General features: G+C 46.4%; 31 protein-coding genes. 4 read left to right on the top strand and 27 right to left on the bottom strand.

What is annotated here, in order from left to right; translation table 11 throughout:
- Positions 1-24: 24 nt before the first annotated feature.
- Positions 25-978, top strand: coding sequence for an IS30 family transposase (locus tag NQZ91_10435; protein ID UUM57729.1), 954 nt, complete (start codon positions 25-27; stop codon positions 976-978).
- Positions 979-1011: 33 nt separating this feature from the next.
- Here NQZ91_10435 and yidD read toward each other — a convergent pair whose 3' ends face one another.
- The 14 genes from yidD to NQZ91_10365 form a co-directional block, all read right to left on the bottom strand.
- Positions 1012-1248, bottom strand: a complete 237-nt coding sequence (gene yidD, locus NQZ91_10430) for a membrane protein insertion efficiency factor YidD (GenBank protein UUM57728.1) — start codon at positions 1246-1248, stop codon at positions 1012-1014.
- Positions 1245-1979, bottom strand: a complete 735-nt coding sequence (locus tag NQZ91_10425) for an rRNA pseudouridine synthase (protein UUM57727.1) — start codon at positions 1977-1979, stop codon at positions 1245-1247. Before NQZ91_10425 ends, yidD begins: the two co-directional genes overlap by 4 nt.
- The gene (gene scpB / locus NQZ91_10420) at positions 1969-2538 is read right to left on the bottom strand and encodes an SMC-Scp complex subunit ScpB (GenBank protein UUM57726.1); all 570 of its coding nucleotides are present in this window, start codon (positions 2536-2538) and stop codon (positions 1969-1971) included. The genes NQZ91_10425 and scpB overlap by 11 nt, the downstream gene beginning before the upstream one ends.
- Positions 2522-3241 carry a segregation/condensation protein A gene (locus NQZ91_10415; protein ID UUM57725.1) on the bottom strand — a complete coding sequence of 240 codons (720 nt, stop codon included), beginning with the start codon at positions 3239-3241 and terminating at the stop codon, positions 2522-2524. Before NQZ91_10415 ends, scpB begins: the two co-directional genes overlap by 17 nt.
- Positions 3241-3972: a site-specific tyrosine recombinase XerD gene (xerD, locus tag NQZ91_10410; GenBank protein ID UUM57724.1), complete on the bottom strand. Its 732-nt coding sequence runs from the start codon at positions 3970-3972 to the stop codon at positions 3241-3243. The genes NQZ91_10415 and xerD overlap by 1 nt, the downstream gene beginning before the upstream one ends.
- The gene (locus tag NQZ91_10405; protein ID UUM57723.1) at positions 3969-4427 is read right to left on the bottom strand and encodes a CBS domain-containing protein; all 459 of its coding nucleotides are present in this window, start codon (positions 4425-4427) and stop codon (positions 3969-3971) included. Before NQZ91_10405 ends, xerD begins: the two co-directional genes overlap by 4 nt.
- Positions 4424-4951 carry a metallophosphoesterase gene (locus NQZ91_10400; protein ID UUM57722.1) on the bottom strand — a complete coding sequence of 176 codons (528 nt, stop codon included), beginning with the start codon at positions 4949-4951 and terminating at the stop codon, positions 4424-4426. Before NQZ91_10400 ends, NQZ91_10405 begins: the two co-directional genes overlap by 4 nt.
- Positions 4924-5931 (bottom strand): nucleoside-triphosphate diphosphatase, encoded by a 1008-nt coding sequence (locus tag NQZ91_10395; GenBank protein UUM57721.1) that lies wholly within the window; start codon positions 5929-5931, stop codon positions 4924-4926. The genes NQZ91_10400 and NQZ91_10395 overlap by 28 nt, the downstream gene beginning before the upstream one ends.
- Complete coding sequence (racE, locus tag NQZ91_10390) at positions 5928-6722, bottom strand: glutamate racemase (protein UUM57720.1); 795 nt, start codon at positions 6720-6722, stop codon at positions 5928-5930. Before racE ends, NQZ91_10395 begins: the two co-directional genes overlap by 4 nt.
- Before the next feature lie 65 nt (positions 6723-6787).
- Positions 6788-7027 carry a YneF family protein gene (locus NQZ91_10385; GenBank protein ID UUM58864.1) on the bottom strand — a complete coding sequence of 80 codons (240 nt, stop codon included), beginning with the start codon at positions 7025-7027 and terminating at the stop codon, positions 6788-6790.
- Between the two features lie 77 nt (positions 7028-7104).
- Entirely contained in the window at positions 7105-8352 is a 1248-nt protein-coding gene (locus NQZ91_10380; GenBank protein UUM57719.1) for a diaminopimelate decarboxylase, read from the bottom strand.
- An 85-nt stretch (positions 8353-8437) separates the two neighbouring features.
- Entirely contained in the window at positions 8438-9139 is a 702-nt protein-coding gene (locus NQZ91_10375) for a Bax inhibitor-1/YccA family protein (protein UUM57718.1), read from the bottom strand.
- 15 nt (positions 9140-9154) lie between these two features.
- A complete protein-coding gene (locus NQZ91_10370) occupies positions 9155-9637 on the bottom strand; it encodes an HD domain-containing protein (GenBank protein UUM57717.1) in 483 nt (160 codons plus the stop codon).
- 46 nt (positions 9638-9683) lie between these two features.
- A complete protein-coding gene (locus tag NQZ91_10365; GenBank protein ID UUM58863.1) occupies positions 9684-10424 on the bottom strand; it encodes an RNA methyltransferase in 741 nt (246 codons plus the stop codon).
- Between the two features lie 70 nt (positions 10425-10494).
- Between NQZ91_10365 and NQZ91_10360 the strand changes: the two genes are divergently transcribed.
- Positions 10495-10776, top strand: coding sequence for an acylphosphatase (locus NQZ91_10360; protein UUM57716.1), 282 nt, complete (start codon positions 10495-10497; stop codon positions 10774-10776).
- A 93-nt stretch (positions 10777-10869) separates the two neighbouring features.
- Positions 10870-11787: a membrane protein insertase YidC gene (yidC, locus tag NQZ91_10355; protein UUM57715.1), complete on the top strand. Its 918-nt coding sequence runs from the start codon at positions 10870-10872 to the stop codon at positions 11785-11787.
- Between the two features lie 482 nt (positions 11788-12269).
- On the opposite strand, the gene NQZ91_10350 is transcribed toward yidC, so the two are convergent.
- The 11 genes from NQZ91_10350 to xseA form a co-directional block, all read right to left on the bottom strand.
- A complete protein-coding gene (locus NQZ91_10350; protein UUM57714.1) occupies positions 12270-12545 on the bottom strand; it encodes an HU family DNA-binding protein in 276 nt (91 codons plus the stop codon).
- 85 nt (positions 12546-12630) lie between these two features.
- Complete coding sequence (locus NQZ91_10345) at positions 12631-13230, bottom strand: YpmS family protein (GenBank protein UUM57713.1); 600 nt, start codon at positions 13228-13230, stop codon at positions 12631-12633.
- Positions 13208-14038 (bottom strand): SGNH/GDSL hydrolase family protein, encoded by an 831-nt coding sequence (locus NQZ91_10340; GenBank protein UUM57712.1) that lies wholly within the window; start codon positions 14036-14038, stop codon positions 13208-13210. Before NQZ91_10340 ends, NQZ91_10345 begins: the two co-directional genes overlap by 23 nt.
- Complete coding sequence (locus NQZ91_10335) at positions 14031-14864, bottom strand: DegV family protein (GenBank protein UUM57711.1); 834 nt, start codon at positions 14862-14864, stop codon at positions 14031-14033. Before NQZ91_10335 ends, NQZ91_10340 begins: the two co-directional genes overlap by 8 nt.
- A 152-nt stretch (positions 14865-15016) precedes the next feature.
- The gene (locus tag NQZ91_10330; protein UUM57710.1) at positions 15017-15400 is read right to left on the bottom strand and encodes a hypothetical protein; all 384 of its coding nucleotides are present in this window, start codon (positions 15398-15400) and stop codon (positions 15017-15019) included.
- A gap of 156 nt (positions 15401-15556) precedes the next feature.
- A complete protein-coding gene (recN, locus tag NQZ91_10325) occupies positions 15557-17218 on the bottom strand; it encodes a DNA repair protein RecN (protein UUM57709.1) in 1662 nt (553 codons plus the stop codon).
- Positions 17219-17221: 3 nt separating this feature from the next.
- Positions 17222-17647 (bottom strand): arginine repressor, encoded by a 426-nt coding sequence (locus tag NQZ91_10320; protein ID UUM57708.1) that lies wholly within the window; start codon positions 17645-17647, stop codon positions 17222-17224.
- On the bottom strand, positions 17640-18461 hold the full coding sequence (locus NQZ91_10315; GenBank protein ID UUM57707.1) for a TlyA family RNA methyltransferase: 822 nt from the start codon (positions 18459-18461) through the stop codon (positions 17640-17642). Before NQZ91_10315 ends, NQZ91_10320 begins: the two co-directional genes overlap by 8 nt.
- Positions 18454-19326 carry a polyprenyl synthetase family protein gene (locus NQZ91_10310; GenBank protein UUM57706.1) on the bottom strand — a complete coding sequence of 291 codons (873 nt, stop codon included), beginning with the start codon at positions 19324-19326 and terminating at the stop codon, positions 18454-18456. The genes NQZ91_10315 and NQZ91_10310 overlap by 8 nt, the downstream gene beginning before the upstream one ends.
- Positions 19327-19328: 2 nt before the next feature.
- Positions 19329-19544 carry an exodeoxyribonuclease VII small subunit gene (locus NQZ91_10305; protein ID UUM57705.1) on the bottom strand — a complete coding sequence of 72 codons (216 nt, stop codon included), beginning with the start codon at positions 19542-19544 and terminating at the stop codon, positions 19329-19331.
- Complete coding sequence (gene xseA, locus NQZ91_10300; GenBank protein UUM57704.1) at positions 19519-20862, bottom strand: exodeoxyribonuclease VII large subunit; 1344 nt, start codon at positions 20860-20862, stop codon at positions 19519-19521. The genes NQZ91_10305 and xseA overlap by 26 nt, the downstream gene beginning before the upstream one ends.
- Positions 20863-21006: 144 nt before the next feature.
- Here xseA and NQZ91_10295 point away from each other — a divergent pair, with 144 nt between their 5' ends.
- Positions 21007-21930 carry a neutral zinc metallopeptidase gene (locus NQZ91_10295; GenBank protein ID UUM57703.1) on the top strand — a complete coding sequence of 308 codons (924 nt, stop codon included), beginning with the start codon at positions 21007-21009 and terminating at the stop codon, positions 21928-21930.
- A gap of 407 nt (positions 21931-22337) precedes the next feature.
- Here NQZ91_10295 and NQZ91_10290 read toward each other — a convergent pair whose 3' ends face one another.
- Positions 22338-23183 (bottom strand): bifunctional methylenetetrahydrofolate dehydrogenase/methenyltetrahydrofolate cyclohydrolase, encoded by an 846-nt coding sequence (locus NQZ91_10290; protein ID UUM57702.1) that lies wholly within the window; start codon positions 23181-23183, stop codon positions 22338-22340.
- 114 nt (positions 23184-23297) lie between these two features.
- Complete coding sequence (locus NQZ91_10285) at positions 23298-24032, bottom strand: amino acid ABC transporter ATP-binding protein (GenBank protein ID UUM57701.1); 735 nt, start codon at positions 24030-24032, stop codon at positions 23298-23300.
- Between the last annotated feature and the right edge of the window lies 1 nt (position 24033).

Raw genomic sequence — 24033 nt, 5'->3', positions numbered from 1 at the left:
AACACAAGGTAGGAAGACACGGAGATGCATACACATTATACACCAAAAGGAAAACATTTGACAATCGAAAACCGCAGACAAATTGAACGGTGGAAAGGCGAAGGGAAATCCAATCGGGAAATCGCTCGCTTATTGGGAAAGGCTCCGCAGACCATTCACAATGAAGTGATACGAGGGACGACCCTACAACAAGTCCGAAAAGGTCGCTTCAAAAAACTCTATTCCGCTGATTATGCCCAAAATCTGTATGAGAAAAATCGGAAAAAGTCCGTTAGAAAACTGAGCTTAACAAAGGAACTCGCTGATAAAATTCGGCACTACAATATGGAAAAATTCTCGCCTGAAATGATGGTTAGAACCAAGGACATCAATGTGGGGATTTCAACCATCTACTACTGGATTCACAAGGGGCATCTCGGCTTGACCAAGAAGGATATGCTTTATCCTAGAAAAGGGAGGACTACTAAAAAACAGGCGAGTCCAAACTTTAAGCCTGCTGGAAAGTCAATTGAAGAGCGGCCAGAGGTGATCAATCTTCGACTGGAGCTTGGACACTATGAAATTGACACGGTTCTATTGACGAGAGCGAGAAACAAATGCCTTTTGGTCTTGACGGACAGGAGAAGTCGCCACCAAATCATTCGATTGATTCCAAATAAATCGGCTGAGGCTGTGAATCAGGCCTTGAAAATCGTCTTGAAGGAGTTCCAAATCAAATCCATTACTACAGATAATGGAACCGAGTTTAGTCGTTTGTCAGAAGTGTTTCTGAAGGAACATATCTACTACGCTCACCCTTATTCCTCTTGGGAGAGAGGCACGAACGAGAATCACAATAGGCTTATCCGACGATGGTTGCCGAAAGGAACCACAAAAACGACCCCGAAAGAAGTCGCTTTTATCGAAAATTGGATCAATAACTATCCCAAAAAATGTTTGGGCTACAAGTCACCGAGAGAATTTCTTATAGGTGGCTAACTCGGAATTGAAATTTGCCTTTTTTACACCTTTTCATACTTTATTTCTTCTCAGGCTAAAATGGTCCGGTACTGGATCTTCACCACCTTCCACAAAGGGATGACAGCGCCCAATACGGGCCAGGCCCATCAAGAATCCCTTTGAGCCGTGCTTCTGCAAGGCCACAATCATATAGGCCGAGCAGGTAGGTCGATAACGGCAAGACGGTGGAAAGAGGGGAGAGATAAATCGTTGGTACAGCCGGACCAGGCCGATGATGAGCCTGGTCATTTCTTCTTAGCTGGCTTGGTAACAGCCATGGTATGGAGCTTGCTGATGTCCTTCTTATTGAGCTTGCGGTACTCACCTGGACGCAGACCTGTCAAGTCTAGATTACCAAAACGAGTCCGAGACAGCTTGTCCACCTGTAGACCAACCGCTTCAAACATCTTCTTAACCTGGTGATTGCGCCCCTCATGGATAGTCAATTCGACCACCGATCGGTTCTTGACAGGGTCCACCTTGATAATCTCATAGACAGCTGGCTTGGTTTTCTTACCGTCAATGACCACTCCACGGGTCAAGGGACGAAGAACGTCCTTATTGGCAACCCCCTTGACATGCGCCAGATAGACCTTATCAATCTCATTGCGCGGGTGAATCATCTCGTCTGTGAAATCTCCATCGTTGGTCAAAATCAGGACACCTGATGTATCCCAGTCCAGACGACCCACAGGATAAATCCGTTCCTTGACCGTAGGCAAAAGGTCTACGACCGTCTTTCTACCCTTGTCGTCCGATACGCTGGAAATCACTCCACGAGGCTTGTTGAGCAGGTAATAGACCTTCTCTTCATTGTAAATAGGCTGGCCTTCTACCTCAACCCTGTCACCAGACTTGATGACAGTTCCCAATTCACGCACCACCTGACCATTGACAGTCACCAACCCCTGCTTGATCAATTCCTCAGCCTTGCGTCGGCTAGCAATGCCTGCGTGGGCAATATATTTGTTAATTCTCATCTTCTAACTCATTTCTTTCTAGGAAAAGCTCTGTTTCCTCATCTTTCAGGTCCAAATCTGACACATCCGGCAATTGGTCCAGGCTGTTAATCCCCATGTAGTCCAAAAAATAATCGGTGGTCACATAGAGATTTGGTCGGCCCAACACCTCCTTCTTGCCATTTTCCCGAATCAAATCAAAAGCCTGGAGCTTACTAATGGCACCGCTGGAATTGACCCCACGGATGTCATCCACCTCTATCCGTGTAATGGGCTGCTTGTAGGCAACAATAGACAGGGTTTCCAATAGGGCCCGGGACATGGTCTGGTTTATCGGTGTCTTGGCATAAATCCGCAAGAGCTCGGCAAATTCCTTCTTGGTTACCAGCTTGTAGCGGTTGGATGATTCCAAGAGTGCCAGACCAGAATCCTTATCCGACATGTACTTTTCAGATAATTTCTCCAACTGCTGGATGAGGGCGGTCGGCTGCATGTCCAGCATCTCCGCTAGATTACGCAAGGTCAGGCCTTCCTCACCTGCCACAAATAGCAGGACTTCTATTTCAGCTAATCGGCTCATGCTCCCTCCTTACTAGGTAAATGTCCCCAAAAGCCTCCGTTTGTTCAAAGCTAATCTCATGGACCTTGACCAACTCCAAAGTGGCCAGAAAAATGGTGATAACCTCATTGATATCCTGACTATCCTTAAAGAGCTGGCGCAACTCCAGACGCGAACCAGCCTTAAAGTGACTACGGACCAGGTCCATCATGTCCTCAATCTTGTACTCATCTCTGGCAATGGTCGTATGCGATTGGCGCAGGCTGGCCTGCTTTTCAGCCATGACTTTGGAAAAAGCCAGGAACAAATCGACAACGGTCTTGTCCTGGACCAGCTGCACATCTTCGTAGACCAGCTCTTCCTTGGGCTTGGAGAAACTCTTAGCCCGCTCATCATGCTGCTCTCCCAGCTTCTCGCTGAGAAGTTTGAATTTGCGGTACTCTTCCAATTGGTCCAATAGCTCCAGCTCTGGGTCATCTTCTGGGTCTGTCTGCTCCACTACCTTGGGCAGGAGCCTCCGACTCTTGATGACCACCAACTGACTGGCCATGAGCATGTATTCACCTGCCACTTCCAGCCGCATGGCCTGCAAGGTGGCAATATAGGTTAGATACTGCTCAATGACCTCTGTAATCGGCACCTGGTAGATGTCCATCTGGTACTTGGACACCAGGTGGAGCAAGAGGTCCAGAGGTCCTTCAAAATCTTTCAGTTTAATATCCATTACTTGTATTTTTCCAAACTCATGCTTGATTTCAAGCCCAATTGTTTGACCAGCTGGTCCAGAGACTTGCCTTGCTTGATTTGCCCCAGAATATACTGTTCTCTCAATTTCTGGGCGGTCCAATCTGACCGACCTATGGAGCTAACAAATTCAGTCAAGCGATTAAAGAACCACTGGCGGGAATAGGTTTGCCCTTTTTTGTCAAAAAGATAGACACCGGTCAAGTGATTTTCTAGGTAGGGCAGAATTTCTTTAGGAATATCCAGGACCCGCTTGGTCTGCCCCTTCTGGACAGTCAACACCTGAAAATCTAGGTTGAGGTCATCCACAGTCAGCTCTGCTATTTCACTAGGCGTCAGCCCTAAAAAGCCAATCAAAAGAGCAATGGTCTGCCCATCAAGAAAGGCTGTCTCCGTCCATAAGGGGGACAAATCTTCCACCTGTGGTCGCTGCTTGATAGAGGCAGGGCTGGTCAGGGCCTTGAGCTTATAAAATCGCTCCAGCTGCCCCTCCTCGTAGAGAAAATAGAGGAACTGATTGACTGCTGACAACTTGCGCTTCTGGGCAGCAGGCTTCAGACTCAAGAGCGTCTGCTGGTAGGTCAAGAGTGTCTGCTGGTTGACCTGGCCCTGGGTCACCTCCATGAATTGCTGTAGGTCATAGGTGTAGGACTTCTGACTGTTGCTGCTTATGGACTTGCTCCTGATAAATGCTGCAATCCAATCTTTCATTTTTTTGCCTCTTTAGACGGCAGGGGAAAGTTGTGGAGCAGGGCATTGATGGCCTTGAGAATGGATTTCCGAGTAATAATCCCCTTGAACTCCCCATTTTCACCCAGAACAGGAAGGAAGGACTGGTCGACCAATTTTCGCATGACTTCTGTCAAGTCGTAATCTTGACCAACTGTCTCCTCATCTGTCTTTGCAATCAGGGAAATATCGCTATTAAGCTCATCATCGCTCAAACCATTTTCAGCCTGGTAACGATTGATTTCCGTCAGGCCAATGGTGCCGAAAAATTGTCCTTCTTCGGTCACTACAGGTACCCGTGAATAGGACATGTGGCTGAGCAGGAGCTTGGCATGGTCGATATTATGGCTATCAATAATGACCGCCAACTTATTGGCCGGAGTCAAAAAAGTCTCTTCTTGATCCAGCAAAAATGCTTCAAATTCGCGTGCAATCATCGTGGAATGTCCTTTGTTAGTGGCTGATAAATCTGGTGCTGACGATTGTAGTGTTCAACATGGAAGTGACTATCTGTAATGGTCACCAGGGCATAGAGGCACTCTCTGACCAAGCCCCGTGGCTGACTGACTGATCCAGGATTGAGAAAGAGGGTCTTGCCCCGCAGCTCTGCATCGGGCACATGGAGATGCCCGTAGAGACAGATATCCGCCTCCACTTCTTGGGCCCAATAATCCAACCGCTGCCAACCATAATTGATGCCATAGAGATGGCCGTGGGTCTGGGCAATGGTCACATCCTCCAACTGGGTAATCAGCCTATCTGGATAGCCACCAAAGTAGTCACAGTTGCCATTGACAACGTACATTCCCTCCCAAAGCTGGTCTTGGCTGTCTAGCTCCGAATCTCCATTGTGAAAGATTGCATCAACCTTGCCAAGGTAACGGTTCTTAATTTCCTCTACAATCTTACGGTCTCCATGAGAATCACTCATGACTAGGATTGTCTTGCTTGCTCCTGCCATACTGGAAATGCCTCCAACAATTTTTCTAAGGCTTGCGCCCGGTGGGAAATCTTATTCTTCTCTTCTAGACTAAGTTCAGCCGACGTCTTGCCCGTCTCACCGACCAAAAAGAGCGGATCGTAGCCAAAGCCATTTTCTCCCTTGGGTTCTGTGCCAATATAGCCTGCCCAATCTGCCTCAACCACCAGGCTTTCCCGACCCGGTGCTGCCATGACCAAGGTGCAATGGAACTGGGCCGAGCGGTCCTTGGTCTCAAAAACCATGGCTAATTCGTGGAGCAACTTGGCATTGTTACGGCTGTCTGTCGCCTCTGGACCTGAAAAACGAGCTGACCAAACTCCTGGTAAACCGCCGAGGACATCTACCTTGAGACCCGAATCATCTGCCAGGACCATCTTGCCTGTCAGCTCTGCAATGGTTTCCGCCTTGAGACGGGCATTCTCCTCAAAAGTGGTCCCTGTCTCAGCCACATCTGGCAGGTCAGGATAGTTGTTGAGATTCTCGACCTGATAGCCCAATTTCTCAAAGAACTTACGAAATTCCTTGGTCTTGCCTTCATTTTTAGTGGCAATCAGAATACTGTCTCCAAGACCGGACAAGCCTTGCTCCTGACCAAAGAAAGCCTCTGTGGACACCCCTTCCTTGGGCAAGTAAACCAGGTGCAGTTTTTCGCCTTCGGTCACCAGCACAGTTCCCTGGTGCTGGATAGCCTTGAATTGGCGGTTGTTGAGGTCATTTAAGACATCGAGAGCAAACTGGATGAGTTTGAAATCCGAATGCAATCGAATAATCTCAATCTGGACGCACTGGTTGTAGTCATCTTCATATTTTGAGGCAATAAGTTGATCGAAAGCATGCCCCAATTGATATATTTCCTGCTCTCTTCCAGTCTCACCAAAGCTCCCAAATAGATTGGCAAAGCTCGCCTTGCCAATAAACCAATTCTGCTCGTCCCTGTATTCGTAAATCTTTTCTGTCATAGTTCTACATGCTCCACTTGAATATCAATGCCCAACCAGCTTTCTGCGATATCCTTAAAAGCCTCTGGGCTGGCTGTTGTATAAAATCGATGTTGAAGATTGGCCTCCGTCCGACTGCGATTGAGCTGGAAATAATTGAGCAAAACGGAGATATCCCGCGCTGTTTCTGCCCCAGAGTCAATCAGTTTTACATCCTGCCCCATGGCATTTTGAATGATAGCCCGCAGGAGGGGATAGTGGGTGCAGCCCAGCACCAGGGTATCCACCCTCCCCATAAGGGGCTTGAGGGTTTCGTAGACCACCTTCTTGGCCAGGCTAGACTGGTGGCTATTGGACTCCACCAGGGGGACAAAGCGTGGGCATGCCAAGCTTTCAACCTGAGTTTCCGGCGACAGGGCCTGAATTTTTTCCCGGTAAATATCTGACTGGATAGTCATAGCTGTGCCCAACACTCCCACCTTGCCAGACTGGGTCGCCTTGATAGCAGCCGATGCCCCTGGCAAAATCACACCTAAAACTGGAATATCCAACTTTTCCTTAACCTCTTCCCAGGCAACAGCCGTCGCTGTATTGCAGGCGAAAACAATCATTTTAACATTCTTGGTCAAGAGAAAATTGACCAGCTGCCAGGTATACTCTCTGATTTGTTGAGCTGGCCTTGGGCCGTAAGGGGCCCTGGCCGAATCTCCGATATAGACGACTTCTTCGTGGGGTAGTTGACGCATGAGTTCACGAACCACCGTCAGACCACCCACACCTGAATCTAAAAATCCGATTGGTCGATTATCCATATAGTTTCCTAGGACTTTCTCCAAACAAAAGGACTTGGGAATGAATCCCCAGCCCCAGTGCTTGCTTATTTTTTCTTGTTAGTTGCTACTTTTTGTTGGCTCTTGATTTGGCGCAATACCTGCTGAACCTTAGCCTCGCTTGGTTTTTGACCCATTTGGCTCATCATCAAACGAAGAGCATTTTCATCCAAAATAGGCTTATCCGCAATCATTTTTTCAACCTGTTTGCGTGATAGGTAAATACCGAGAGCAACCCCACCAGCAAGTGCTAAGACAACCAATAAAATAACAATTCCAATTCCAATTTGCATTTCAATCTCCTCTAGACCGTATTCTAATTTTCTAGACCTATTATACCAAATTTTCCCGTCTTTTCCAAGACTTACTTGTCAAATTCAAAACCGTACAAGGTAGCAAAGTAGTCTTCTGGCGTTTCAGCCCGTCGAATCATACGCGCTCCGCCATTTTCCTCCAAGAGAATCTCCGCTGAACGCAGGCGTCCGTTGTAGTTATAGCCCATGGAGAAACCGTGAGCACCCGTATCATGGATGACCAGGGTGTCCCCCACTTCTGCGCGTGGCAATTCACGATTGACTGCGAATTTATCGTTGTTTTCGCAGAGAGAGCCCGCCACATCCACTACTTCAATCGGAGCGTCTGGTCGACTGATATTGGTGATATGGTGGTAGGCACCGTAGAAGGCTGGACGCATTAGGTTGGCTGCTGAGGCATCCACACCGACATAAGTCCGATAGGTTTCCTTGCGGTGGAGAACCTTAGTAATCAGATGCCCATGTGGCGCCAGCATAAAACGTCCTAGCTCCGTAAAGATTTTCACATGTCCCATGCCAGCAGGCGTAAGAATTTCTTCGTAAACCTTGCGGACACCCTCGCCAATCACGGCAATATCATTTGGCTCCTGGTCTGGACGGTAGTTGACCCCAATACCACCTGACAGGTTGATAAAATCAAGTGTGACCCCTGTCTCCTCACGGATTTCCAGGGCCAATTCGAAGAGCTGGCGCGCCAATTCTGGATAGTAGTCATTGGTCACAGTGTTGGAGGCCAAAAAGGCATGGATACCAAATTCCTTAACGCCCAATTCTTTCAAGTCCTTGTAACCCTGCATGAGCTGGTCCTTGGTCATGCCAAATTTGGACTCTTCTGGATGGTCCATGATGTCTGTACCAAGCGAGAAGATGCCACCCGGATTATAACGTAGGCAGACTGTCTCAGGAATACCGGCTACATTTTTCAAAAACTCGATATGCTCATAGGCGTCCAAGTTAATGGTCGCTCCAACTTCGCTCGCATAGACAAATTCTTGCGCCTGGGTATCATTGGAAGTAAACATAATGTCCGTAAAGCCCATTTTGGCACTCATCAGCACTTCCACATCCGTCGCACAATCCACACCGCAGCCCTCTTCTTGCAAAATTTTCAAGATAGCTGGTGTCGGTGTCGCCTTAACCGCAAAATATTCCTTAAAGCCTGGGTTCCAAGCAAAAGCAGCATTGAGCGCACGCGCTTTTTCACGAATTCCCTTCTCATCGTACAAGTGAAAAGGCGTTGGAAATTGGTCTGTAATCGTCGCAAGGGTTTCCTTATCAATAAATGGTATTTTGGTCATAACTCATTCTCCTCAATTTTCTAACCATTATAGCATAGAAAGGCATTTTCAGAAAATGAAAAACCCACTCGGAGAGTGGGAAGTTTTAATCTCGATTTAAGTTACCAAAAATGCGGAGCAAGTTCAGGAACAAGTTAATAAAGTCAAGATAGAGCTGCAGGCCCATAGAAACGACCCAGCCTTGACCGACATTTCCGCCTGTTTGCTCGAAAACAGTGCGGATGCGCTGATTATCATAGGCAATCAAACCTGAGAAAATCAAGACAGAGATGATAGACATAGCAAAGCTGATACCTGAGCTACGTAGAAAGATATTGACAACACTGGCAATAATCACTCCCCAGAGAGCTGCTCGAAGAGCCTGGGCCATGCCGGACAGATTTTTCTTAGTGGTCATCCCGATAATAGCCATGACCGCAAACATGAGGGCAGTTGATACAAAGGCCAGGGCCACTGTTTCACCTGTATAGGCCAACAGCACGACACTCAGAGTGAAACCATTTGTCACTGAATAGCCCAAAAACATAGGCAGAGCCAGCGGACTATTTTTAGCCGCCATAGCTGAGGCCGCAAAGACCAGGGCAATCTGGGCAATCATGATAATCATCATGAGCATGGAACCACCACGCATGAGAGCGAATAAAGTGTCTCGGAAAACTGTCACTGTCAAAAACGACACCAAGGCCGACAAGCCAATTCCCATAGCGACAACGCCGTAAACCTTACCAAAGAAACGGTTGAGGGCGGTATTGTCCACCTGGTTGATAATTACTGAATCATTATTCATAGAAAACTCCTTTATTTATTGAAAACGTAGAATTTTGCGATGCTTCCACTTGTGCTGCAGGGGCAGACTCCATTCACGAACCGCCCAATACTTGTCCACGCAGGTGACAATCCAAGATTCCTTGTAGCGGGGAGGGGCAATGGTAGCACCGAACATGTGTTTGACGATAATATCCTCTTCGACCTTATTGAGCTTGGTCAATTTCTGGGCATTGCGCTTGGCAATCCTTGGGTGGACCCAGGCATGGCTCTTCTGAAATTTGGTATCCCGCCAGTCATAGAAAAACAAATCGTGCAAGAGACCGCCTCTAGCTGTCGCTTTGGCATCCCAGCCAAATTTTTTGGCAATTTTATAGCTGGTGTAGGACACATTAATGGAATGTTCCAGCCGTGTCGAATGGTAGTGGTGGGGAATAGTGCCCAATTTTTGCACCTTGGGCGTCGCAATCAGATGGCCCACATAGTGCATATACTCTTTATCTTTTTTGTAAGCTGTCAAATCTTGACCTCCTCGGACTATTATAGCATAGTCTACCAAGATAGCCTTAAATAAAACTAAACATAAGAATACCGGCCGCTATGGCCACATTAAGACTTTCCGCCTGACCCGGCATGCTGATGTGGACCAGCTGGGCCGCCACTTCCTCCATGTAGGCTGAAATTCCTTGACCTTCATTGCCCATAACCATAGCAAAGCTAGGACCAGGTTGGAAGTCCTTATAGTCCACCGACTGGCTTGACAGGGTCGTTGCTAAGATTGGCAACCCTTGAGCCTGCAGGTATCTGACAAGCTCCTCCACAGGCAGACGATAAATCGGCAGATGAAAATGACTTCCCTGCATGGACCGTAGAACTTTAATATTGTAAATATCAGCCGACTTATCCGTCAAAAAAATACCGTCAAAACCAGCCGCGTCTGCTGTCCGAATCATGGTGCCCACATTGCCTGGGTCCTGGACATCTTCCAAGACCAGGAATTTGCCGGTAAGGCTTGTTGGCAAGTCTTGTCTAGGAAGGGCCAGCTGGGCAAGGACACCCTGGGGAGACTTGGAATCGGCCAGGTCCCGCATGATGTCAGGTGTCACTAGACTAACATTGGGCAAACCAGCAACCCGCTCTGCGTATTCTTCCAAGACCAAGATATGCTCGAAAGTCGCACCAGCAACACCAGCCTCTTCTAGCAGGTGCCAGCCCTCTATCAGATAGGAGGAGGTCCGGTATTTTTTCTGCTGCAATTTCTTGATTTGCTTGACCAGATTATTGGTCTTTGAGCGGATAATGTCCATGGCTGCTCCTTTATATTTCTTATTGTCCATGATATAATAAAGTGAGTTACTTGTCAAAAAGGAGAACCCCATGAGAAAGGTCAAAATGATTGCCTCTGGTCGTGTCCAGGGAGTTGGTTTTCGTTGGTCAGTCCAGGCTCTGGCTCTGGAAATCGGTGACGTCTACGGCCGTGTCTGGAACAATGACGATGGAACAGTCACCATCCTGGCCCAGTCGGATCAAGCTGACAAGCTCAGCCATTTTATCCATGAAATACGAAAAGGACCTTCTCGTATGGCCAGGGTCAACTATCTAGATGTGAATTTGGCCAATTTCCCGGATATGACAGATTTTAAAGTCAATCATGGCTAGGGCTTGAGAAGGATTTTTAAGGCTGGTAAGTGAAAGACTTGAGAATTTTGACCAAAACAAGTACAATAGAGACTATATTGTAAAAAAGGAAGTTTGAAATTGAAAAATAAACGATTCATCAAATTGTCAGGCTTGTCACTGGCAACTCTGCTCTTCTTGTCGGGCTGTGTGCAGACAGATAAAAGTGGTAATCCGACCGGTTTCATCTGGAACTATCTGGGGCAACCAATGTCTTATCTCATCGAATACTTTGCTGAGAACCAGGCCCTGGGCTATGGTTTGGCCATTATCATCGTGACCCTGATTGTCCGCTTGATTATCCTTCCACTAGGTATTTACCAATCTTATAAGGCAGCTATCCAGTCTGAAAAGATGAACTACCTCAAGCCAATTCTTGGTCCAATCCAGGAACGTATGAAGAATGCAAGTTCTCAGGAAGAACAGCTGGCTGCCCAACAAGAATACTTCGCTACGCAAAAACAGTACGGTGTGAGTATGTTGGGAGGCATGGGTTGTTTACCACTCCTGATTCAGATGCCTTTCTTCTCGGCTATCTACTTTGCGGCTCGCCACACTCCAGGTATTGCTGAGGCTAGTTTCCTCGGTATCGACCTGGGCAAATCCAGCCTGATTTTAACAGCTATTGCAGGTGTACTCTACTATGGACAATCCCTCCTCATGCAGGTCGGTATGGATGAAGAACAGAAAAAGCAAATGAAAACCATGGCACTGATGAATCCGCTCATGATTGTGATGATCTCATTTGGCTCTCCTGCTGGTGTAACCCTTTACTGGGTAATCGGTGGTCTGATTAGTCTTATCCAACAAGCCATCACCAACTTCATCCTCAAGCCACGCATTCGTAAGCAGGTAGAGGAAGAATTTAAGAACAAACCCTTGAAAGCTGCACCAGGAAAGGTCAAAGATGTGACCCCAGCTGCATCAGCTATCATCGAAGAAAAAGCATCTAAAAAGAAAAAACGCAACGCTGGTAAACAACGTTCGAGATAGAAAGAAGACAACCATCTGAAGCAGGTGGTTGTTTTATTTGTGATTAGAAGTCAAAAGTTAAGGAAAAATCCTGAGATTGTAGACAAAGTCTCTTTTCAGACTTTCCTGAGGTGATGTCGGACGGTAGTAAACTTTCTTGTTTCTGGGTTTACTCCTCAAACAGTCCCCCAGACTGTTTTGAGCTACCTACGGAATTCCATACCTAGTATTTGAGCCTAAGGTCTCAAATACTCCGAATGTCCGAAACGACAACGTTTCTCATTTTCATCACAGCGGAAAGTCCTGGCTTAGGGCTCGCTCCGCTTGCAAAATAAACTAAATTATAGTTTTTTCTTAGCAGAGCTACTTAGTTTATTTATCCAGAATACAGTTTGTCGACGTTCTGAAATACTGATTTTATGCCCCAAAAATGCCCCAAAACACAGAAAAAAGCCCGTCGAACAAGCTAGAAAGCTTGATATGACGGGCTTTTTAATGCTGAATTATTTTACAGCATCCTTGAGTGCTTTACCAGCTTTGAAAGCAGGAACCTTAGAAGCTGCGATTTTGATTTCTGCACCTGTTTGAGGGTTGCGACCTGTACGTGCTGAACGCTCACGAACTTCGAAGTTACCGAAGCCAATCAATTGAACTTTCTCACCAGCTGCAAGGTAGTCAGCTACTGCTGCGAATACCGCATCAACTGCTGCTGCAGAATCTTTTTTAGTCAATGAAGTTGCTTCTGCAACTTTTGCGATCAAATCTTGTTTATTAGCCATTTTGCTAAATCCTCCAATTATTTTCTGAGTGACTACTCACTCTAATATCTTATCCAATTTTAAGCTTTTGGTCAAGCTTAAAGTGTTATTTTATTTCTGTTTTGTAAATATCAATAATAAATTGGTCATTATATAAATCAAGCGTATTCATTTTGGCATAAATCCCTAGCTTATTCTCCATTTCCTGGAGCTGGACCTGCACTCTAGATGCCTCCGTATCCACATGGACATAGTCTGGAAATTTATAATTTTTCTTCAAATAATTTAGAACCTCTGCTTTGGGTAAAGATAGACTGCCTGCTGAAACTTCCATTATTTGCAACATGATACTTCCATCCTTCATCTTACTTGGCTGGAAATAGAGATAGAGGGGAATTTCCACACCAAACAACTTGTAACTGCCCTCAAAGACAATCTGTTGGCTGGTCAGGGCAATGGAATATTCAAAATCTTTGGTTTGATATTCTTTGAGATAGTTTTCAAGTGTCTGATTCAGCTGTTCTCTTGTGGTCGTAAATGTCCCTATTTTGACATCGTCAGGATTATTTTTTACGAAAACCGTCAAGTCTTCACGCTTATCCTGCACACGATTGATAAGGACAATATAGGCACCGACATTACAAGCTAGAAGTGCCAAAAACAACCATTTCCAAATCTTTATCTTACCATTCTTTTGGGGTTTCATGTATTTTCTCCACGATTGCTTTCTTTATAATTTCATAGCCCGTATTATTGGGGTGAAAACTATCTTCGTTGTAGAGTAGATTATTTCTAGTACCTGCATCAGTGGAACTGATACCCACCTCTTCTTCCAATCCCTTGTAAAGCAAATCATTGATGGGAACAAAGTAAACCTTGTCCTGCTCTTCAAGCGTCTTGGCAGTCACTTCATTCCAATTATCCACGATAGTCTGCATTTCGGTCATTTCTGGAAAACTTAAAAAGAAAGGATTGTAAATACCAACAACGTAAATAGGTAAATCCTTATTTTGCTTGTGGGCGTAGTCAATAATCTCTTTCAGTCTTTTGGCATAATCCTTGGATGGCTTATTGAAAGAAGATACTTTTAAATCGGTGATATTGTTCATAATCACCTTTCGCAAATCATTTCCACCAACCGTCAAAGTCATCAAATCCGCCCGCTTCAAATCTGCCTGCAATTTCTTATCAGACTTCATCCTTTTTAAAATCTGGTTGCTGGTATTGCCTGCAATGCCATAATTGGCATCGACAACATCCACTGAGAGCTGGTTGGCCAAATCTTGAGCCAGAAGCGGAACAAAGCCTCCTTGGCCCGTGGTATCCCCCACACCTTCCGTCAATGAATCACCAATCGCAACATAGTGTAGGATGGGGCGCTCGTCTGACTGACTGATTTCTGAAGGAGACACCCTTGATGCAGCCTTTGGAATCAGCCAGTCAAACAGAAAGACGGTCAATATCAAGCACAGAAAGAAATAAAAGAGCCCATGAAAAACTTTTCGATTATTCATAGCGTACTAAGATAGCCCAGGCATCTTCACCAGTGTGGGTTTGTATGATAGAGCCGGTTTCTAGGACAGCGATATCCTTGGCTAGGTAGGGCTGTAACTGTTCTTTCATCTGCTGGGCAAAATCTGCTGCGCCTGCATAGGAAATGCCGATTTCAGCCACCTTTTTATCGGCTAATTGACCAATAAACTCATCCAACCATTTCTTGAAGGTCTTGTTGCCCCGACCCTTCACAATGGGCTCTAGCTGATGATTTTTCATGGTCATAATGATACGGATATTGAGCAAGCTGCTTAAGAGCCCTTGAACGCGACCAATACGGCCTCCCTTAACCAGATTTTCAAGCGTCGATACGCCAATATACAATTCTGTTTTTTCTCGCACCTGCTCGATGGCCGCCAAGATTTCCTCCTTGCTAGCCCCAGCTTGAGCCAGACGAGCAGCCTCAACCACCTGGAATTTAGCAGCCTGGTCTGTAAAGCTTGAATCAATAACCGTCACATCAACACCGGACAAGGTTGCCCCTTGACGAGCAGCCTCAACGGTGCCCGAAAGGGCGTGAGATAAGACGATGGCAATCACTTGACTACCGTCCTTGGCCAAATCAGCAAAGGTTTCTGCAAAGACCCCCACTGGAGGTTGACTGGTCTTCGGCAAGCTCTTAGCATTGCGCATCAGTTGTAAAAATTGCCCCTCTGTCAGGTCGCTATCCGAATAGACCACTCCATCAATCATCACCGAAAGAGGAACAACCGTAATTCCCAGTTCTTCCAGCAAGTGTGGCTCGATAGTGGTGCTTGAATCTGTTACAATTTTAATCCTTGACATATTTCATCCTACAATTCTCTACAAATATGTCTACTATTATAGCAAAAATCACCTCAAAAATAAAACGCTAGAAATGAAAAAAGGCTAGACCACTAAAACCTAGCCCTATACTGCTTTCAAGCATTATTGATAAAAAGTAAGATATGTCACACTTACTGAGAAAGCAATTCTTTCAAGGTGAATCCAAGCTCAAGTACCAAGAAGACACCACAGAGAAAGTAGCCAACAGGAAATTCATCCAATCGAGTCAGAAATGAGCTGCCAACTGCCTGTAGCTGCAAACTATAAAAATATAGTGTCGTGAGCCCAGCACCAGCAAAGAGTAACAGGTTGACGGTCTTGGAAAACAGCACCAATTTAAAACAGAAGGCAAGTACCAGAGCCAGACAAAGGAGAGCAAAGAGACTACCGCTGAAATAGGCCCATCCAGAAATCGTGACAACCTCAAAAGTCTTCAGATTGGGAGTAAAGGCAAAGGGAAGGAATAAACTCAAGACCAATAAAACACCTACAAACCGACCTAGATACTGTTTCATGCTAGCCACCTACTTTATATAGAGAGTGATTATTTACATATATTTTAGCAGTTTTCCGTTTTTCTGTAAAGGATTTATATGCTGTATTCTACATTTCATAACAGCCTCAAACTGGTCCCAGCCTGTCAAATCAGCTAAGGTTTGACCACTCCCTCATCAACCTTTCATCACTAATTCTCTGGCCTGCGTTCTGGCTGCCTCCGTCACTGTGTCACCAGCCAACATCTTGGCAATCTCTTCCACCCGTTCATCCGTCGTCAAGAGACGCACACGAGAAACGGTCGAATGCTCGTCCGATACTTTCTCAATAAAAAACTGGTAATCCGCAATCGCAATCACCTGTGGCAAGTGCGAAATCGCCAAGACCTGACCGTATTGACCGATTTTGTAAATTTTCTGGGCAATGGCCTGGGCTACGCGACCAGATACACCCGTGTCCACCTCGTCAAATACAATGGATGTCTTGCCTTCCTTGCGGGCAAAGGCTGATTTAATGGCCAACATGAGGCGAGACAATTCTCCTCCTGAGGCCACCTTGACCAGGGGTTTGAAATCCTCTCCAGGATTGGCAGAAATATAAAATTCCACCGTTTCATGGCCCTCCTTGCTGAATTTACCCTTAGTAAATCGAACCTGGAACTTGGCCTTCTCCATATACAAGTCCTGCAATTCCTGGCGAATAACCTCTTCTAAAATCTGGGCCAACTCATGACGGGCCTGACTCAATTGACCAGCCAAGTTAACCAAGTCTTTCTCCAAGGTCTTGAGCTGGACTTCCAGGTCATCACCAGACAGGTCGTTACCGGTCAAAAGATTGTACTCTTCAGTGATTTTTGCCAAATAATCGAGGACATCGTCGACCGAACCGCCATATTTCTTGGTCATGGTGTTGAGCAGGTCTAAGCGACTTTCCAGCTGCATGAGACGGTTGCCGTCAAACTCCAAATTGTCCACCACATCACCCAATCGCTTGGCCACATCCTCCATCACATAGTAGGCCTCGGTCAGGCTGGTCGATAGGGCCTTGTATTCTGGGTCGAATTCTTCCAAACTCTGCAAATCCCCCATGGCTGAGCGGATATTGTTGACGCTGGAGAAATCCTCATTGTCCAGGAGGGCGTAGGCATTGGTCAGCGTATCTGCAATCTGCTTATGATTGAGTAGCTTATCCCGCTCCTGATTGAGCTGGATATCCTCACCAAGCTGGAGGTCAGCGGATTCAATCTCCGCAATCTGATACTCCAACATCTCGATACGAGACTTGTGTTCCTGCTCGTTTTTCTGCTTTTCAAGCACGCGCTTGCGGAGGCTACGGTAGGCATCAAAAGTCGCTTGGTAGTTGTCCTTGAGGGTCCAAAAATCCTCTTCTCCAAAGCTATCCAACAGACGGATATGGTGCTGGGACTTCATCAATTCTTCCTGGTCATGTTGACCGTGAATGTCGACCAAGTGCTGACCAATTTGCTTGAGGACAGACAGGTTGACCATTTGACCGTTGACCCGGCTGACCGACCGACCATTTTGCAGGATTTCCCGACGGATAATCAGCTCGTCAGCCACTTCAATCCCCTGCTCCTCCAAAATCTGCTCCAAGGCTCTGCTATGTTCAAAAGAGAAAAGCCCCTCAATCTCCGCCTTGGCAGCCCCGTGGCGGATGACATCAGTAGTCGCCCGCGCCCCCAACATAAGGTTCATGGCGTCGATAATGATAGACTTCCCAGCTCCCGTCTCACCAGAGAGAATGGTCATACCCTTTTCAAAGTTAAGAGAGACCTGCTCGATAATGGCAAAATTCTTAATCGAAACTTCTAGTAACATCCCTTACCACCCTTTAACCATGCGCTCCAACTGAAGCAGTTTTTCCTGGTCCTTCAAGATTAAAAAGATACTATCGTCGTCCGCAATGATGGTGAACAGTTGGTCCTCAAATTGTTCCACAATCTGCCGTTTGACAACAATGGCACTTCCAGGCACCAATTTGATATTGACCATGTTACCCGAATATGAAAAATCAAGGATATTTTTCGAGCGGACCTTTGCCAGGCCCACCTTAGGCAGACCGTAAATATAGCCCTTGTCAGCTGCTGGCACCTTGATGATACCCAACTCCTTGATATCCCGGGAAACCGTCGCCTGGGTTGCATGGACCCCCATAGCCTCCAAGCGTTCCACAATCTCTTCCTGGGTATCGATCGGATAGCGGACCACCAAATCTTTTATTACTTCTAAGCGTTCTCGTTTATTCATCTTTCTTAAATTCCTCGTGTGCTTGCTCAACCAAGTCACCAATCTGACCCACAACCATATTTTCTGGCTGGTCAGATTTTTCCAAATGAGCCAAAAATTCAATATTGCCCTGACCGCCCTGAACCGGAGAAAAGCTGAGCGCCTTAACGGTAAAGCCAGTCTCCACGGCCATCTTGGTCACGTCCTGCAAAACTTTGACATGAACCTGCTTGTCTTTAACGATACCATTTTTACCAATCTGCTCCCGTCCCGCTTCAAACTGAGGCTTGACCAGGGCTACGACCTGACCGCCGTCTGCCAAAATATTATGCAGGGCTGGCAAGATCAGACTGAGCGAAATAAAGCTGACATCAATAGAGGCAAAACTTGGCTGTCCCTGGTCAAAATCAACCAGTTCAGCATATCGGAAATTGTACTGCTCCATGGAAATTACACGCTCATCTTGCCGAAGTTTCCAAGCCAATTGATTGGTCCCAACGTCCACGGCGTAAACCAGCTTGGCGCCAGACTGGAGCATGACATCCGTAAAGCCGCCTGTGGAAGCACCAATATCAATGGTCGTCTGCCCTTCAACAGAAATTCCAAAGACCTGCAAGGCCTTCTCTAATTTGAGGCCACCACGGCTGACATATTTTAATTTCTCACCCTTGAGCTTGAGCTCGGTCCCCTCATCGATTTTCTCGCCCGGCTTGTCATAGCGCTCGCCATTGATGACATTGACCACCAGGCCCGCCATGACGCCTCGCTTGGCCTGCTCCCTAGTCTCAAAAAGCCCCTGCTTGTAGGCTAGCACATCTACTCGTTCTTTACTCATTGATTCGTAAACTTTCTAAAATCTTAATGATATTGTCAGACTTGAAATCATAATCCTGAGTCAATTCCTCAAGAATTTTTATAGACTTATCCAAGGCTTCCTCAAGAAGACTCTTAGATTCATCTAAGCCCAACAAAGCTGGAAAAGTTGCTTTCTCAGCCACAAGATCCTTATTAGGCGTTTTCCCTAATTCTTCAAAACTTGCTGTCACATCCAAAATATCATCCCGAATCTGAAATGCATACCCAATCAGCGAGCCCAATTGCCACAATCTCCCTTGGACATATTCTGACTGCTCTGCGATAATACCAGCTGCATAGAAAGGATAAGTCAGGAGACGACCAGTTTTGTTCTCATGAATCTTGAAGAGTTCCGTAGCCTCCAGCATCTGCCCCTCCCCTTTCATATCCAACATCTGTCCCCCAACCATACCAAATGTGCCTGAGGAAGTGGCTAGGAACTGAACTAACTGAACAATAATGGGTGATGGTAAGTCGGCACGGGCTACCAAATCAAAGGCATCCAGAAAAAGGCTATCCCCCGCCAAAATAGCTGTAGCTTCGTCAAACTGTTTGTGGTTTGTCAACCGACCTCGACGGTAATCATCGTTGTCCATGGCAGGTAAATCATCATGGATAAGACTTCCCGTGTGAATCATTTCCAAAGCAGCAGCAATTTGATAGTGGGCGTCTGTCACTGTCTTGCCAAATCCCTCCAAAACCTCCAGCAGGATGAGGGGACGAAGGCGTTTCCCTCCTGCTTCTATTGAGTAGAGAATCGACTCAATCAACTTTTCCGAAACACAGGCGTGGGTGTTTCTGTAGTAGTTTTCAATGGTTGAGCCTATGAGATTGAATTTATCCATACCTAAACCATCTCACTTTCACTACCATCTGCCTGCATGACCTTAACCAGAGTTTTTTCTGCATCAGCCAAGGTTTTCTGCAAGTCCTTGGACAGGACCATACCCTTTTGGAACTCAGCCAGAGCCTCTTCTAAGGCTACATCTCCCTGCTCCAAGCGGGTCACAATTCCCTCAAGTTCTGCTAAATTTTCTTCAAATGTTTTCATTTTTTTGGACATCCTTTACCTCCACATCCACACGACCATCCTTCATGACAATGGTCAACTGCTCATCTTTTTCAATCTTTTCTACGCTATCAATGACCCGACCAGCCTGCTCCAGCATGGCATAACCGCGCGCCACGATGCGGCTGGTATCCAGCATGGTCATGGCCTCTATCAGCTTGTCAGCCTTGGCCATTTTATTGTCATAAATGTTGGCCATATTGCTCTTGAGCAAGCGTTGCAACTGGCTGACCTTCTCCTGATAACGGCTGACTTTCTGGGGCAATTGCAAGCCCTGTAGGCGTTGCTGGAGCAGGACACTGGCCTGCTTGTTATCCCCGAAAATCTCTTTCATCCTAGTCTGTAGCTGGCTGGTCAACCGGTCTAATTTTTGCACATAGCCATCATAAAGCCGTTCTGGCTGCCTGAAAATAACCGACTGACTGATTTTGTCCAGCTGGCTTTGCCGAAACTTAATCCGATTGGTCATAGCCTGGTAGGCACGGTTTTCCTGCTGGTTCAAATAGCCTAAGAGGTCCGCCTTGGTCACCGGTGTCGCCAATTCTGCTGCTGCCGTCGGGGTCGCTGCCCGTCTATCTGCCACAAAATCCGCCAAGGTCGTGTCCGTCTCATGACCCACGCTAGAAATAATCGGAATTCGCGATTCAAAAATGGCTCGAACCACCATTTCCTCGTTGAATGCCCAGAGGTCCTCAATAGACCCACCACCACGACCGACAATTAAGACATCCAAATCCTCCCTGCTATTGGCTTTCTGGATATTGGCAGCTACTTCCTGAGCCGCTCCCTCACCCTGCACTTTGGTCGGGTAGAGAACAATTTCCACACCAGGAAAACGCCGACTGACTGTCGTGATAATGTCCTGAATGACCGCGCCGCTTGGACTGGTAATGACACCAATTTTCTGGGTAAAGCGAGGCAGTTGCTGCTTAAATTCCTGCTTGAACAAGCCTTCTGCAGTCAAGGACTGCTTGAGTTGCTCAAACTTGATTGCCAAGGCTCCGATGCCGTCTGGCTCAGCTTTTTCAATGACAATCGAATAGGATCCACTTGGCTCATAGAGCTGGACCCGACCAATCGCATTGATTTTCATACCTTCTTCCAGCTCAAAGCCCAGATTTTTGTAAATACCTGCCCACATGGTCGCCTGGATAACTGCCTTGTCATCCTTGAGGGAAAAATACTGGTGGGTCGGACGCTTGCGGAAATTGGATACCTGCCCTGTCAAATAAACCTTTTCTAGATAGGGATCACGGTCAAATTTTAATTTTAAATACTTGGTTAAATGACTAACCGACAAATAGTCAACCATGTCAGCTCCTTCTGTCTATATCTCTTTCATTATACCAAAAATCGCAAGATTATTCAGAATTAGAGAATAAATTTGTAATTGCTTTCTTGTGCCTTTTTAGGAATTTTACTATATAATATACTTGAACAAACTTAGGAGTTTTATATGAAGTTAGACAATCAACGACAAAGTAAAAATATAGAGGACAGACGTGGTCAGTCCAACGGTGGCTCCTTCTTTCCTGGAGGAACCAGTCGAAGTGGCTCTTCCGGTGGTGGCATGCTCTTGGGGCTTCTCTTTTCACGACTAGGCTGGAAGGGAAAAATCATCCTCTTCCTAGTCCTCATACTCTTTGGTGGTAGTTCAGGACTGGGAGGTCTATTGGGCGGTTCATCTGGAGTCAATCCCTATCAATCCGCTCAGGTATCAACTGCAGGAACTGAGGTCTCCGATGAGGATGCTGTCTTTATGAGTAAGGTCCTAGCCTCTACAGAAGATTTCTGGACCCAGGAATTTGACAAAAACGGCATGACCTACAAGGCTCCAACTCTGGTCTTCTACACTGACCAAACCAGCACAGGATGCGGAATGGGATCAGCCCAAGCCGGTCCCTTCTACTGTTCTGCTGACCGAAAAATTTATATCGATACCTCTTTCTATCAAGAATTAGGGAACCGCTACAAGGCTAAAGGTGACTTTGCCATGGCCTACGTCATTGCCCACGAAGTGGGTCACCATGTTCAAAACGAGCTAGAGGTCCTCGGTGCCTACCATAAAGAGCGCGCCCGCCTGTCTGACAAGGAAGGAAACGCCCTCAATGTTCGTCTGGAACTGCAGGCAGACTACTATGCTGGTGCTTGGGCCAAATTTGTCGATGGCCAAGGCATGCTAGATGCTGGTGACATCGACGAGGCCATGCAGGCAGCCCATGCAGTAGGTGACGATACCCTGCAAAAAGAAGCCTACGGCCGGACTGTCCCAGACAGTTTCACTCACGGTACATCCGAACAGCGCAAACGCTGGTTTGACCGTGGTTATACCTACGGAGACCTGGCACATGCTGACAGTTTCTCTGTTCCAAATCCATAAGATGTTAAGGTTGGGCATAAAGTCTAACTTCTGGCTATTTGATTAGCAAAAACATATTGACGCAGGGGTTGATTGGCAGTTTCGTTCGCGTTTAACGCTCCGAACTAGTCCTAATCAACTGAGCGGGGGCGGGAAGACGAACTCTCTTTTCATTAGTCGAGTTCTTTCCCGCTCCTTTTTTGTGACAGAAAAGGCGCCGACCTCAGTCGACACCTAAAGGAGATTAGGAAAATTCAAGAAAACCACTGTAAGCATTCTTGAATCCTGGGGTAAAAGGATGTTCCCATTACTAGGAACACCTTTATTGTAAACTTTTACATATAAATTATAATCAGTCTAAAGACTGAATTTATAAAAATGTATATTGACCAGTAATAAAAGAGCAGAATAACCTGCCCTTCCATCTTCTATAATGACCGCTTAAAAGCCTCGAAAGTCTGCTCCATCAGCATGGTAATGGTCATCGGACCGACACCACCTGGAACAGGGGTGATGTGACTAGCAAGTTCGGCAACTTCATCATACTTGACATCGCCAATCAGCTTGCCATTTTCATCACGGTTCATCCCCACATCAATGACAACTGCACCTGGTTTGACAAATTCCTTGGTGACAAAATGTCCACGGCCGATAGCTACCACCAAAATATCCGCCTGACGAGCCAAGTCTGGCAAGTTTTTGGTCCGAGAATGGGCAATGGTCACAGTCGCATTGGCATCCAAGAGGAGCTGGGCCATGGGCTTACCAACAATATTTGAACGGCCAATGACTAGGGCTGATTTACCTTCCAAGTCAATCTGGTATTCCTTAAACATCTCCATAATTCCAGCAGGAGTTGAAGGAATCATGACTGCATGACCAGACCAGAGTTTCCCCATATTTGTCGGATGGAACCCATCCACATCCTTGTCCGGATCAATAGCCAAGAGCACCTTTTCTTCATCAATATGAACAGGTAGAGGCAGTTGGACCAGGATGCCGTGCCAATTCTCATCTTGATTGTACTTGTCAATCAGGTCCAATAATTCATTCTCTGAGATAGACTCTGGAAGGCGAACAACGTCACTCTTAAAACCAGCAGCCAAAGCCGAACGTTCCTTGTTTCGTACATAGACCTGGCTGGCAGGATCTTCACCAACCAAAATGACCACAAGACCTGGAACCAAGCCTGTCTTTTCTTTCATTTCTGCGACCTTGTCTGCCAGGGCAGTTTGCAATTTCACCGCCAGGGCTTTACCATCAATAATTGTCATGCCAACTCCTTATTGTTTTCTTTCATTATACAAAAAACAGGGACAATTTCCCAACCTGCTCTGCTATTTTTCAAAAAAACAAGAAAAACCCCGAACAATGCCGGAGTTACTGGTCTATAGTACCTTAGATAAGAAGTCCTTGGTTCGCTCTTCCTTGGTCTGGTCAAAGACTGATTCAGGACTACCCATCTCAACGATATAGCCCCCATCCATGAAGATTACTCGGTCTGCGACCTCCTTGGCAAAGCCCATCTCATGGGTCACGATAACCATGGTCATCCCAGCCTTGGCCAAATCCTTCATAACCGCCAATACCTCTCCAACCATTTCAGGGTCAAGGGCAGATGTCGGCTCATCAAAGAGGAGCACATCTGGTTCCATAGCCAGACCACGCGCAATGGCAATCCGCTGTTGCTGACCACCTGAGAGACTTTGTGGATAGGCCTGGGCCTTGTCTGGCAAACCAACCTTTTCTAACAATTCCAAGGCTTTTTTCTCAGCCTCTACCTTGGCAATCCCCTTGGTCTTAATAGGCGAAAGGGTGATATTTTCCAGTACAGTCATATTGGGAAATAGATTAAACTGCTGGAAGACCATGCCCATCTTCTCACGCATCTTGAAAATATCGTTGGACTTATCCGTAATATCCACGCCCTCAAAGGTCACCGTCCCCTTGGTTGGTACCTCAAGTAGGTTCATGGTCCGCAAGAAAGTCGATTTCCCAGAGCCTGACGGTCCGATAATAACCACTACCTCTCCCTGCTCCACATCCAAGTCAATTCCTTTCAGAACTTCATTTTCCCCGAAATACTTGTGTAAATCTCTAATTGAAATAATTGTTTCCGCCATC

This window comes from Streptococcus suis (assembly GCA_024583055.1).
GTDB classification, from domain to species: domain Bacteria; phylum Bacillota; class Bacilli; order Lactobacillales; family Streptococcaceae; genus Streptococcus; species Streptococcus suis_V.
The sequence above is the reverse complement of the archived record's forward strand: the minus strand, read 5'-3'. Positions and strand labels throughout refer to the sequence as shown.